The organism is Streptomyces sp. MA5143a, assembly GCF_900290235.1.
In the GTDB taxonomy this organism is placed as follows: Bacteria; Actinomycetota; Actinomycetes; order Streptomycetales; family Streptomycetaceae; genus Streptomyces.
This window is the reverse complement of record NZ_OLMK01000126.1, coordinates 18,874-30,574: the sequence shown is the minus strand read 5'-3', so window position 1 is coordinate 30,574 and position 11,701 is coordinate 18,874. Positions and strand designations below refer to the sequence as shown.

11 protein-coding genes and 1 pseudogene are annotated in these 11,701 nt (G+C 69.1%); 8 read left to right on the top strand and 4 right to left on the bottom strand.

Annotation, left to right across the window (positions count from 1 at the left end):
• Positions 1–3: 3 nt before the first annotated feature.
• Positions 4–531: a hypothetical protein gene (locus tag SMA5143A_RS39595; protein ID WP_107467630.1), complete on the bottom strand. Its 528-nt coding sequence runs from the start codon at positions 529–531 to the stop codon at positions 4–6.
• A gap of 403 nt (positions 532–934) precedes the next feature.
• Between SMA5143A_RS39595 and SMA5143A_RS39590 the strand changes: the two are divergent.
• The 3 genes and pseudogenes from SMA5143A_RS39590 to SMA5143A_RS39580 all read left to right on the top strand — a co-directional run.
• A pseudogene (locus tag SMA5143A_RS39590) lies at positions 935–1,246 on the top strand (LuxR C-terminal-related transcriptional regulator); the annotation flags it as partial.
• On the top strand, positions 1,246–2,367 hold the full coding sequence (locus SMA5143A_RS39585; RefSeq protein ID WP_107467629.1) for a sensor histidine kinase: 1,122 nt from the start codon (positions 1,246–1,248) through the stop codon (positions 2,365–2,367). The pseudogene SMA5143A_RS39590 and the gene SMA5143A_RS39585, both read left to right, overlap by 1 nt.
• A 220-nt stretch (positions 2,368–2,587) precedes the next feature.
• Complete coding sequence (locus SMA5143A_RS39580) at positions 2,588–3,724, top strand: PQQ-dependent sugar dehydrogenase (protein WP_181362242.1); 1,137 nt, start codon at positions 2,588–2,590, stop codon at positions 3,722–3,724.
• A 192-nt stretch (positions 3,725–3,916) separates the two neighbouring features.
• On the opposite strand, the gene SMA5143A_RS39575 is transcribed toward SMA5143A_RS39580, so the two are convergent.
• The 3 genes from SMA5143A_RS39575 to SMA5143A_RS39565 form a co-directional block, all read right to left on the bottom strand.
• Positions 3,917–5,554, bottom strand: coding sequence for an RICIN domain-containing protein (locus SMA5143A_RS39575; protein WP_107467666.1), 1,638 nt, complete (start codon positions 5,552–5,554; stop codon positions 3,917–3,919).
• A gap of 383 nt (positions 5,555–5,937) precedes the next feature.
• The gene (locus tag SMA5143A_RS39570) at positions 5,938–7,710 is read right to left on the bottom strand and encodes a hydroxysqualene dehydroxylase (RefSeq protein WP_107467628.1); all 1,773 of its coding nucleotides are present in this window, start codon (positions 7,708–7,710) and stop codon (positions 5,938–5,940) included.
• Between the two features lie 486 nt (positions 7,711–8,196).
• Positions 8,197–8,667, bottom strand: coding sequence for an ArsI/CadI family heavy metal resistance metalloenzyme (locus tag SMA5143A_RS39565; RefSeq protein ID WP_107467627.1), 471 nt, complete (start codon positions 8,665–8,667; stop codon positions 8,197–8,199).
• An 80-nt stretch (positions 8,668–8,747) separates the two neighbouring features.
• On the opposite strand from SMA5143A_RS39565, the gene SMA5143A_RS39560 reads away from it, so the two are divergent.
• From SMA5143A_RS39560 to SMA5143A_RS39540, 5 genes are all read left to right on the top strand, one after another.
• The gene (locus SMA5143A_RS39560; protein WP_107467626.1) at positions 8,748–9,128 is read left to right on the top strand and encodes an ArsR/SmtB family transcription factor; all 381 of its coding nucleotides are present in this window, start codon (positions 8,748–8,750) and stop codon (positions 9,126–9,128) included.
• Positions 9,125–9,859, top strand: coding sequence for an aquaporin (locus SMA5143A_RS39555; protein WP_107467625.1), 735 nt, complete (start codon positions 9,125–9,127; stop codon positions 9,857–9,859). The genes SMA5143A_RS39560 and SMA5143A_RS39555 overlap by 4 nt, the downstream gene beginning before the upstream one ends.
• 27 nt (positions 9,860–9,886) lie before the next feature.
• Entirely contained in the window at positions 9,887–10,303 is a 417-nt protein-coding gene (locus SMA5143A_RS39550; RefSeq protein WP_107467624.1) for an arsenate reductase ArsC, read from the top strand.
• 2 nt (positions 10,304–10,305) lie between these two features.
• Entirely contained in the window at positions 10,306–10,809 is a 504-nt protein-coding gene (locus SMA5143A_RS39545; RefSeq protein WP_107467623.1) for a GNAT family N-acetyltransferase, read from the top strand.
• A 325-nt stretch (positions 10,810–11,134) separates the two neighbouring features.
• On the top strand, positions 11,135–11,449 hold the full coding sequence (locus tag SMA5143A_RS39540; RefSeq protein ID WP_258193999.1) for a hypothetical protein: 315 nt from the start codon (positions 11,135–11,137) through the stop codon (positions 11,447–11,449).
• Positions 11,450–11,701: the final 252 nt, after the last annotated feature.

Genomic DNA, 11,701 nt, shown 5'->3' with positions numbered 1-11,701 from the left:
CGCCTACTTGATGACGGCGTTGGCCACCACGACCGTCAGCCCGAGCAACGAGTCGGCGGTGCCGATCATCAAGGCGGAACTCCACGTGCGACCGGCGGCGCGGGCCGCGAGCAGGCCCCAGGCGAACAGCAGCACCACGTTCACGGCGAAGGCCACGTACTCGATGCCCGCCGAGGGCCACCACCCCCAGCCCGCGCCGAGCAGCAGGACCACCGTCGGCACCGTCGCCACCACCAACGGCCACTCGGACAGCAACAGCCGCATCGCGGCGCGCACACCGTGATGGGTCCGGTCGCCGCGCAGGGCGATCAGATGTGCGTAACCGTGCGCCAAGGCCGATGCGGCGGCCGTGATCAGGAGCCACTGCGCGCTGCTGAACCGGTCGGCGGGCGCCGTCTCACCCTGCTCCGTCAGGGCGGCCACCATGGAGCTGGCCAGAACCGCCCCGTACACGCCCCCGAACAGCACATGGGGCCGCGCCGCACAGCGACGCAGAGCACGGACGGGCTGACGAAGGGACAACTCGGGCATGGCTGGGTGATCCTCGAACGGTTCGGAAATCGACTGCGGCCGGAGGACCCGGTCGGGCCCACGGACCGATCCCACCGGACGAGAACCGCCGACACCATCCGCCGGACCTCGCCCACCCGCCCGCCGACGGGCCGGAACGCTCCCCCCGAACGGCTGGAACCAGCCTGCCGGGTGGCGGGAGTCTCCAGCCGCCGCACCGTCGCTCACCTGGCCGGACGTACTGTCGACGGCGAGCGGTCACCGTACGGGAACGTGAGTGCCCCGACGCGGGGCGTCGGGGCGTACAGGACGTCGAGAAGCCGGACAGAGCAGACGAGTGTGGGGCGGAACGCCGGTGATCCGGGTAGCGGTGGTGGACGACGAGGCGCTGGTGCGGTCCGGGTTCGAGCTGATGTCCCCGAAAGCGGACGTGGCGCGCGTGAACCTGCTCACCGACCGCGAACCTGACGTCCTCGTCCTGATCGCGGAAGGACTGCCCGACGCCGACGCCGACGCCGACACCGACACCGGCACCCGCATCCATCTGAGCGCGGGCGCCGTCGAGGACCACGTCGGCTCGATCCTGACCAGGCTCCGGGTCGCCGGCCGCGTCCAGCGGGCACTGCTCGTCGAGCGCGCCGGACTGCTCGTCGAGCGCGCCGGACTGCTCGGCGACAACGGCGACAACGGCGACAACGGCGACGTCGTTACCGGCACGGCACGGGACAACCGGTGATGAGCGCGGGTGAGGCACTGTGGCGGCGGGTGCCGTCCCAGGCCGTCGACACGGGCCTCGTCCTGCTCGCCGCGCTCGACGCCTGGACCAACCTCCACGACGAGGCGACACCCCTCATGTGGGCCGTCGTCGCCCTCGGCTGCGCCGGACTGATCCTGCGCAGGCGCTTTCCGATGACCGTCTTCCTGCTGACCCTGCCCATGACTCTGCTCATGGACGTGGCAGTCGCCCCGATCGTCGCCCTGTACACACTGGCCACGCGCACCCGGAACCGCTCGCTGCCCGCCGGATGCGCCCTGCTGAACGCGGCGGCGGGCACCCTCGCCTGGCCCCTGTCCGACGCGTTCTCCGGCGACCGGACCTGGACGCTCATCGACTTCGTCTACACGCTGGCCACGGCCTTCGCCCCGATCCTGTTCGGTCAGCTCGTGCAGGCCGGACACGACGTGGCCCGCCAACTCGTCGAGGTCGAAGTGGCCCGCGAACACGAGCGCGCCCTGTACGCCCAGAGCGTCCTCGCCCGTGAACGCGCCCAACTGGCCCGCGAGATGCACGACGTCGTCTCCCACCAGGTCAGCCTCATCGCTGTGCAGGCCGGAGCCCTGCAGATCGCCGCCAGGGACCCGGACGCCCGCGACGCCGCCCGCACCATCCGCACCCTGAGTGTGAACACCCTCGACGAACTCCGCCACATGGTCACCCTGTTGCGCGCCTCCGGCGGCAAGGACACCGCACTCACCCCCCAGCCCACCCTCGCCGACCTCCGGCAGCTGGTCACCAACAGCGGCATCGAGACCACGCTGACCGGGGAGCTCCCGCCCGGCATCAGCACAACCGCCCAACGCACCGTCTACCGCACGGTCCAGGAAGCCCTCACGAACGTCCGCAAGCACGCCCCGGGCGCCCGCGCGGAGGTGCGCCTGTGGCACGACGCGCAGCACTTCGGCGTCACCGTCACCAACACCGCCCCCACCCGCCCGTCCGTCACCCTGCCCAGCGCCCGGCACGGCCTGATCGGCCTGAGAGAACGCGCGGAACTGCTCGACGGCACCCTCACCGCCGGACCCACCCCGCAGGGCGGATACGCGATCGAACTACGGGCCTCCACCCGGCCGGCCTGAGCCCAACCCGCCCAACGCGGATCGTCGCGCCGGGCTGAGACACCTGGGTGGCGGAGTGTGGTCTATTTCAACAACCCCTGCCCCGGTAGCCTCAGCTGTGGCCAGTAGCGCACCATCCCCCCACCCCCCAGGTATGCGTGCCGGCGTGGACGACACCCGCCTGTCTCTGCCCATGACAGCCGGGTGCTCTCGCTCGTTCGCCGCCTCTAGGAGGATCACGGTGAAAGTTCGCACCAGAAGCTCGGCGGTCATCGGCACGCTCTGCCTCGTCGCTTCTCTCGCTCTGACCACGGCGTCCGCCGACGAGCTCAGCGCCCCACGTCAGGCAACGAAGGTCGTGCTCAAGAAAGTGGCCACGGCCCAGAATCCGTCCGCCGGCGCCGCAGGCCCCGGTGGCACGGTCTGGATAGCCGAACGCGCGGGCAGGGTAAGGGTTTTGGGTGCTGAAGGGCTCGGCGCGCCCGTCCTCGACATATCCAGCGAGACCACCACCAACGGCGAACGCGGCCTGCTGGGCATCACGTTCGACAAGGAGTTCGCGCACTTCTACATCTCGTTCACGAACCTCCAGGGGACCAGCACCGTGGACGAGTTCGCGGTGCGGGACGGCAAGATCCAGCCGGGCAGCCGGCGCACCGTCCTCACCCAGACGCAGCCCTACGCGAACCACAACGGCGGCGACATCGCGTTCGGCCCCGACGGCTACCTCTACATCGCGCTCGGCGACGGCGGCTCGGCCGGCGACCCGCACGGCAACGGGCAGAACCTAGGCACGCTACTGGGCAAGCTGCTGCGGATCGACCCGAGCGGCGGCAAGCCCTACGCGATCCCGCCGGGCAACCCGTTCGTGGACGACCCGAACGCGAAGGACGAGATCTGGGCGTACGGGTTGCGCAATCCGCGGCGGTTCTCCTTCGACGCGGGCACGGGCGATCTGCTGATCGGGGACGTCGGCCAGAGCGCCTGGGAGGAGATCGACTGGGCCCCGGCGAGCAGCAAGGGTGGCGAGAACTACGGCTGGTCACAGATGGAGGGCAACCATCCCTTCCGGGGCGGCGCGGAGCCCGCGAACCACGTACCGCCGATCTACGAGTACGACCGCAGCGGGCCTGGCTGCTCGGTGACCGGCGGATACGTCTACCGGGGCGAGGCGATCCCGGACCTCAAGGGTCAGTACGTGTTCAGCGACTACTGCGACGGCACCGTCCGTGCTCTGCGGATGGAGAACGGCGAGGTGACCGGCGTGAGCAACCTCGGAGCCGACGGCGGCCGGGTCGTCTCGTTCGTGCAGGGAGGCAACGGCGAGCTGTACGTACTCGACCTGCGTGGCAGCGTCTCCCGCATCGACCCGGCGTAACGACCGACGGATCGCTTCCCCATGGGTGAGCGTCGGGCGCCGCTCTCGAAGCGCGAAGCCAGCGACTCGTGCCGACCCGGGCTTTGGGCCAGTGCCCGCTTGATGAGTCCGGCTGGGAGAGGTCCGCAGCCCGACGAAGACGACGAAATGCACCTCCATCGAAGAGACGGAGGTGCATTTCATCAACTTCGCCTACTTCAGTGCTGTACCACCCGATGCGCGATACGCGATCGTCTTGCGGATCAGGTTTCCGCCGTCGGTCTCGGGCGTCGTCTGTTCCGTCCACCCCGCACCGAACAGCAGGCCGGCGATGTGGGCGTTCGCCACCTTGTCCATGTGGGCGAAGAACCAGTCCACCTTGTCGTCCTTGAAGTGGCCGGGGGTGTTGTTCTGCGCCATGTTGCCCACGGGGATCTGCCACAGGACCACCGGCTTGCCCACGGACTCGGCCATCGTCTTCCAGAACTTCAGCGAGGCGGCGGCCTTCTTGTCGGTCCAGAAGGTGTCACGGCCGCCGTGGGCCGGCTGTGCGTACCAGCCCGCGTCGCGGTCCGACACATCGGTGACCAGGAAGTCGGCCTTCCGTGCCCCGAGATCGGCGTAGTCCTTGACGCACTTGTGGAGGTTGCTCTCCCAGTCGAAGCAGGAGAGGTGCAGCCCCACGGCGGCGTTCGGCGCGTACTTGTGCGCCATGTGAATCAGGCACTGGGCGAGTCCGGCGGCGCTGTTCTCCTGCTTTCCGCAGTCCGTCGGGTTGGCGCCCGAGACCTGCGCGGGGACCTGGTGCAGATTGCCGAGCGACCGGGCGAAGCCCCAGAAGTCCGGCTCCAGGTCGATCATGTCGTGGGACTTGCCGATCTTCTGGAGGAAGAACCGGTAGTCGTTCAGGTACCGGGTGAGCAGGTCACGCCGGTTGATGGCCTTGACCTCGCCCGGGCCGTCGCCCTCGCCTGCCGCGTCCCCGAGGTCGCGCAACGAGTACCAGGTCCACAGGTACTTCTGCGGTCGCGACTTGCCCCGGTAGGTCGCCTTGGCCGCCTGGGCGTGCGACCAGGTCACCTGGCTGCCGGGCGCGGTGGTGTTGCCGCCCCAGCAGCCCCACCAGCCCGACCACTCATCCTTGCAACGCGATGCCGTATAGGCGGCCGACGAAGGCGCGGGCTGGCTGTGTATATAGGCGTAGCGCACGTCGAACGGCGCGGCGTTCGCCGAGGCGTCCGTCATCGAACCGCCGATGAACACCTTGTCGCTGCCCATGAAACGGGTCGTCGAGCTGCCCTTGGCGGGGGGCGGAGACGGCGTGGGCGTGCTGCCGGAGTTCCCCGCGTCCCCGGTGCTACCGGCCGCGACGAGCTTCCACTGCTGGTTGGCGCGGCCCCGGTCGCGGTTCTGGACGATGTCGCCCCCGTTGGCCTTGGTGGCGTTCTCGACACCCACAGCCATGCCACTGAAGCGATTGACCAAACGCACGTAGCCGTCCGGCGACTTGGCCAGTTTGAACTGCTGGTTGGTGCCGTTCAGGTCCTTCCACTGCACGATGGCGGAGCCGGCGGCCTTCGACCAGCCGAGGTCGTCCAGCACCTTGCCGGAGTTCCGGTTCTGCAGCCGGTAGTACCCGTCACCCGATTCGATGAACCGCCACTGCTGGTTGGCCCCGCCGTGACGGCTCGACTGCACCACCTTCGCGCCGTCCTTCGTGGCGGAGGCGCGGTTGTCCAGCACCTTGCCGCTGTTGCGGTTGACCAGCACGTACCACTTCTTCGGATTCAGGGTTTTCTGCCCCGCCGAAGCCTGGTTGACCACAACGGCCGAGCCGGCCACGACCACCATGGTGAGACCCGCCCAGAGACCCCGCCGCGCGAGCAACCGACGGCCACGATGCTTCGGGCGGCCAGCGCGCGCGCCGTCGGCACGGTGGCCGCCGACGCGGGACGCCACCGCTGGCGTGGGTGCGCCTGGGACATGTCTGTGCTCTCGTTCCAGGGACATGTCTGTGCTCTCGCTTTCAGCCGTTGCATCTGACCGGACCACTTGGCCGGACAACGCCTAGTGGTCCGAGAGGCCGAAAAAGGTTGCCGTGAAGATCCACAGATTTTTTCGCCCCTGCCCGCATCCCGTTCGCCACCTTCCCCGGGTCGGTGGCTGGGAGGGCGACGAGCAGGGTGCCTCGCCGGTGGCATGGCTGATCAGTCGAGCGACCGCTCCCGACGGGATCACCCCAGATCGAACGCGTTCGGCAGGCCGGCCTTGAAGCGGAAGTGGTCGTGGCGCTTGAGGCTCTCGAGCTCCGGCGGCCGGAACAGCGGGGTGACCGTGCAGCGCGGCGCACTCGACCCTGCTTGGTCCAAAAGGGCATTGACCGCCTGACGGGCCGAGGCGTTCGCGCCCTCCATGGTGGCGAGGTCGATGTCCACGGCGACGTAGTCCCCGGACAGGAAGAAGTTCGGGACCGTGGTCCTGGCCGAAGGGCGGTTGTGCAGCGTGCCCACGGGGTGGATCAGCAGCTCGTCCTGGTTGGTCGGGTGCGGGGTGCCGATCCCGTCCACTCCGGGGTCCAGGAACCACGAGTGCAGTGTGCCGTCGCGCAGCACCGTCCTGCCGGTGTCGTTGAGTGCGTCCTTGAGCTGCGCCCACACCTCGCCTGCGACCTCCTCGCGGGTGCACTGTTTGGCCGTTTTGCCGTACAGGACGCCGGGCTTGTCCCACTCGGAGATATCCACCGACAGACACTCCTTGGCCACGCCGTCGCCGTAGTCGGCGGCGAAGTCCCGCCCTGGCCAGTGCCGGGCCTGGGCGATCGCGGTCAGCGACCACGGCGAGTCGATGCAGTTGAAGTGGCCCTGTACCACGGGCGGCGTCTCGGTCAGATAGAACTGAATGCCCGTCATCCAGTCCGTCCGCAGCTTGTCGCAGCGCGCCAACTGCGGGTCGGCAGCCCGTAATCCGGCACTCCAGGTGCGCCGCGCGTGCTCCACCGGCATGGCGGAGACATAGTGATCGGCGGTGATGGAGCGAAGGACGCCGTCCCTGTCCTCGATGACGGCCTCGGAGACCAGTCCGTCTCCGCCCAGCCTCACCTCGTGCACGGTCCAGCCGACACGGAACTGCACGCCCAGGGAGGTGAGATGAGCCACCCAGGGGTCGATCCAGGCCTCATTGGTGGGTGCGTTGAGGATCCGGTCGGGCGGGCCGTCCGCACCCCGGCCGAGCGCGTTGAACACGAAGGCCTCGCCGAGGGTGCCGACCGTACGGGTGCTGGCCACCTCAGCCTTGGTGGCGACGATGTTGCGGGTGATGCCGACCGCGAGGATGCGCTGGTACTCCTTCGACATCTGCCCGGCGCGTACGAAAGTCCACCAAGGGGTGGCTTCCCAGGTGGAGTTGCGGCGCGCGTCGCAACTGGTCAGGAAGACGACGGCGCGGTTCACGAAGTACGCGATCTCATGCAGGGGAAGATTGAACCCCGTCTCCATGAGGCCGGTGAGGGCGCGTCTGATGTCGTCGAGGGTGAGCTCGGCGGGCTCCTTCTCCCCGGGGATGGGTATCCGCAGATCCTCGCGGCCGTTGTTCCGCGCGAACATCATCTCCTTCGGTGCGATCAGGTTGTCCCGGACACCGCCCGCGTTCCCGGGAAAGGGGATGCGCCGCATCGTGTCGGGGAGGTTGTGGTAGATCCCCGGGATGAAGCGGAACCCGTGCTCCGCGGGCAGTGGCTTGCGGTTTCCCTTCGCGCTGTCCGGTACGCCCATGGAGCGGGCCTTGCCGCCGAGTGCCCGACGCTCGTAGACGGTCACCGCGAAGCCCCGCTCGGCGAGTTCATGCGCGGCGGTCAGCCCGGCGACGCCACCGCCGAGCACGGCGACGGCCTGCTGCCGTCCCTGCGCCGGTGCCGCTGAAGCCGCCGTGCCGGTGCCCAGCGCCACCGCCCCGCCTGCGGCCGCGGCCCCCACCACAAAGGTGCGTCGAGTGCTGCCCGTTCGCCCCATGACCGATCTCCCCTACCGTCGGTAACACCTGCGGTCCGGCGGAGGAGCCTAAGGGAGCAATCCCTCGACGCGGAAGGCATGGACATGACTGACGTGGGCGTGCGCGCGAATGTGGCGCGTTTGCGTGGGAGCCGAGAAGCGTCGTCGACGGTGACGGGGCCGGGTGGCCAGGAGCCGGGTAACGCGGGGTGGGGATCGTGCTCGGGTTCGTCCGGACGCCGCGCGATCACGCCGAGGCCGCGTGGGGCGCGGTCCACCTCGGCGTACTGGCCACGCGATTCCTCCGGACGCCCTTGGAGTCCGCGATGCTGTAGCGGGCCTTGTCGACGGATCCGTAGATCGCCGCTGGTCCGCTGTTCGGACCTGGGAGGGCGCACCGCCGGTGCGGGCGGTGCCCCGCCGAGCACGTGGACAGACGTCCGGCACGCTGCCCGCCGCAACCGCAGTGCCGTTGCAACCGCCCGCTCGCGCCGGTAGTGGGGCTGGTCAGCCGCAGGAACACCCGACAGCCGCCGGGGCCTCCTCGGTGGCCTGGCCGGCGCAGCAGGTGTCGCCGGTGGCGTTGGGGTCGGCGCTCTTGCCGAGGGTGTCGGCGTCGGCCTTGACGACGTAGACCTCCCACGGCTCCTTGCCGGGGCCGTGGACCCACACCTTGTCCTGGAGGGCGTAGCAGCAGGAGGTGTCGTTCTCCTCGAAGGTGGCCAGGCCGGCGTCCTTCAGGCGGGTGGTGGCGGCGTTGACCTGGTCACTGGACTCGACCTCGACGCCGAGATGGTCCAGGCGGGTCTCCTCGCCGGGCTCGCCCTCGATGAGTACGAGCTTGAGCGGGGGTTCGGCGATGGCGAAGTTGGCGTAGCCCTCGCGGCGCTTGGCCGGTTCGGTGCCGAAGAGCTTCGAGTAGAAGGTGATCGAGGCTTCGAGGTCGCTGACGCGCAGGGCGAGCTGGGCACGGGACATGACGTGACTCCGATCTGCTTGCATTGATGTCTGTCGATACAAAGCTTGCGCCTTGGATCGAGAAACGTCAACATAGAAGAATGTCGAAGCAAGAGCTTGTGGTGATCGGGCAGGACGACGGGCCCGCCGGTTGCTGCCCGGGGCTGGTGACCGCCCCTCTGGATGACGTCCAGGCGGCCGACCTGGCGAAGGTCTTCAAGGCGCTGGGCGACCCGGTCCGGCTGCGACTGCTGTCGATGATCGCTTCGCGGTCGGGCGGCGAGGTCTGCGTGTGTGACCTGACCCCGGCCTTCGACCTCTCCCAGCCGACGATCTCGCATCACCTGAAGCTGCTCCGGCAGGCGGGACTGATCGACTGCGAGCGTCGCGGGACATGGGTGTACTACTGGGTGCTGCCCACCACCCTGGACCGGCTGTCCGCGTTCCTGGCGACCACGCAGACGGCCGAGGCGACCGCGTGAGCGCATCGCTCGGCCGCCGGGCCCTCGCTGAGGCGGTGGGGTCGGCCGCCCTGGTCGCGGTGGTGGTCGGCTCCGGCATCCAGGCCACCGAACTGACCGATGACGTCGGCGTCCAGTTGCTCGCCAACTCCCTGGCCACCGTGTTCGGCCTGGGCGTGCTCATCGCGCTGTTCGGGCCGGTCTCCGGCGCGCACTTCAATCCCGTGGTGACCCTCGCGGCCTGGTTCACCGGCCGCCGCACCCCCGACGGGCTGACCCTCCGGGACCTGGCCGCGTACCTCCCGGCCCAGACGGCCGGGGCGATCGGTGGCGCCGTCCTGGCCGATGCCATGTTCGCCGAGCCGCTGATCCAGTGGTCCACCCATGACCGCTCCGCCGGTCACCTGTGGCTCGGTGAACTGGTCGCGACCGCCGGGCTCGTCCTGCTCGTCTTCGGCCTCACCCGCACCGGCCGCGCCCAGCTCGCCCCCGTCGCCGTGGCCTCCTACATCGGCGCGGCGTACTGGTTCACGTCCTCCACGTCGTTCGCCAATCCGGCCGTCACCATCGGGCGCGCCTTCACGGACACGTTCGCGGGCATCGCACCCGCCTCGGTCATCCCGTTCATCGTGGCCCAGCTCGCCGGCGCCGTCATCGGCCTCGCCCTGGTCGCCGCGGTCTTCACCCACCCCGCACCGGCACAGACCGGCGCCGTCGTCACCGACGGCGAACCCGAACTCGCCACCCCCTGACCCGCCCTGCTCAGAAAGACCACCGTGATGACCACTCCCGACACGCGCCCCTCCGTGCTGTTCGTCTGCGTCCACAACGCCGGCCGCTCCCAGATGGCCGCCGCCTTCCTCACCCACCTCGCGGGCGACCGCGTCCAGGTGCGCTCCGCCGGTTCCGCCCCCGCCGGCACCGTGAACACCGCCGTGGTGGAGGCGTTGGCGGAGGTGGGCATCGACATCTCGGCCGAGGTCCCCAAGGTGCTCACCGTGGAGGCCGTCCAGGCGTCCGACGTCGTCATCACCATGGGCTGCGGCGACACCTGCCCGGTCTTCCCCGGCAAGCGCTACGTGGACTGGGAGCTCCCCGACCCGGCCGGACAGGGAGTCGAAGAGGTCCGCCCGATCCGCGACGAAATCGAAAAGCGCATCCGCGGCCTGGTCGACGAAATCGCCCCGGCGAGCTGACCATGGGCGCGGCTGACCAGTACCGCATCACCTCGATGTGCGCCGAGCACGCCCACCAGGTCCTGACGATCTACCAACTGGGCATCGACGAAGGCGGAGCCACCTTCGAGACCACCGCCCCCACCTGGGAAGAGTTCGACGAGACAAAGCTTCCGCGACACCGATACGTCGCCCTCGACGACGCGGGCTTGGTCCTGGGCTGGGTCGCGGCCGTGCCGGTCTCCGACCGGTGCGCGTACGCCGGCGTCGTCGAGCACTCGGTGTACGTCCACCCCGACGCACGCGGCCACGGCGTCGGAGCCGCACTGCTCCGCGAATTGATCAGGTCCACCGAGGCCGCCGGGATCTGGACGATCCAATCCGGCATCTTCCCCGAGAACGCCGCCAGCCTCGCCGTCCATCACAAGGTGGGCTTCCGCGTCGTCGGTACGCGCGAGCGCCTCGGTCGACATCAGGGCGTATGGCGCGACGTCGTACTGATCGAGCGCCGGAGCCCGGCGCTCTGACACGTCACACGCCGAGGTCGGTGGAGTGGCAAGGGCAGAGTCAAGCCGCCGCCGATCTTGACGATGAGCAGTGAGAACGGCAGAACGGTCCCTGAGCTGGGTGTTTGGTCGGGCCGTTCACATGTCCGGCTACCGTGAAGGCCCGGTGTTCCCCCTGGTTTCCCGCTCGATCGGGCACGACTGGGGCACGGGCGACAGATCCGGTTCGGTGCTCGACGAGAACGGTGCGTCTGAGTACCTGTGCTCATGTGCAGGCGCGCTGCGACCACCATGCTGACCGCATGCATGTACTGGATAGTGGCCGGCAGACAGGATGGCAGTGGGTATGAGACGCGCGAACGAGCCGTCAACCGGTCAGCAGATCGGGGTCAGCGTGGCGCTACTCGTCATCGACTTCATGCTCATCGCTTGGTCGGTGTACAGCGTTGGGATGGCGGGCTGGGCCGACAGCTACGAAAGCGATGGCGTCGTTCCGTCGAGTGCGTCGCGGGCGGCGTCGCAGGCATTGTGGCTTCTGGGAGGCGGCGCGGTAGTGACAGGCGGTGGCCTCCTCGCCCTTGGATGGCGCATTCCTGGCATCGTGCAGTTGGTCGTCCTCGGATTCGGGGCGGTGCTGGTCTCTTCACTGGCTGCCGGTTGATAGCGGGCGCCTGCCAAGCTGAAGATTCCCACCATTCACCGAGACGTCCACCTCGACAATCTTCGCGTCCACGTCCGCGTCCGCGTCCGTCTCGCCGAGCCCGAGCGGATGAACGGGCGGCGCGTCCAAGGCGACACCACGTCGGAGGCGGGCACTCGGACTGTGATTCTTCCCGTCAGCGTGGGAAGCGACGGCGCTTAGGGAAGCCGGCGCCGCTGACGGGGGCGGCAACCGCGTTCCGGAGTCTTGATC

Coding starts and splice junctions, on each gene's coding strand:
- SMA5143A_RS39595 (WP_107467630.1), bottom strand. CDS start 531: ATGCCCGAGTTGTCCCTTCGTCAGCCCGTCCGTGCTCTGCGTCGCTGT.
- SMA5143A_RS39585 (WP_107467629.1), top strand. CDS start 1,246: ATGAGCGCGGGTGAGGCACTGTGGCGGCGGGTGCCGTCCCAGGCCGTC.
- SMA5143A_RS39575 (WP_107467666.1), bottom strand. CDS start 5,554: ATGGTGGTCGTGGCCGGCTCGGCCGTTGTGGTCAACCAGGCTTCGGCG.
- SMA5143A_RS39570 (WP_107467628.1), bottom strand. CDS start 7,710: ATGGGGCGAACGGGCAGCACTCGACGCACCTTTGTGGTGGGGGCCGCG.
- SMA5143A_RS39565 (WP_107467627.1), bottom strand. CDS start 8,667: ATGTCCCGTGCCCAGCTCGCCCTGCGCGTCAGCGACCTCGAAGCCTCG.
- SMA5143A_RS39560 (WP_107467626.1), top strand. CDS start 8,748: ATGTCGAAGCAAGAGCTTGTGGTGATCGGGCAGGACGACGGGCCCGCC.
- SMA5143A_RS39550 (WP_107467624.1), top strand. CDS start 9,887: ATGACCACTCCCGACACGCGCCCCTCCGTGCTGTTCGTCTGCGTCCAC.
- SMA5143A_RS39545 (WP_107467623.1), top strand. CDS start 10,306: ATGGGCGCGGCTGACCAGTACCGCATCACCTCGATGTGCGCCGAGCAC.
- SMA5143A_RS39540 (WP_258193999.1), top strand. CDS start 11,135: ATGAGACGCGCGAACGAGCCGTCAACCGGTCAGCAGATCGGGGTCAGC.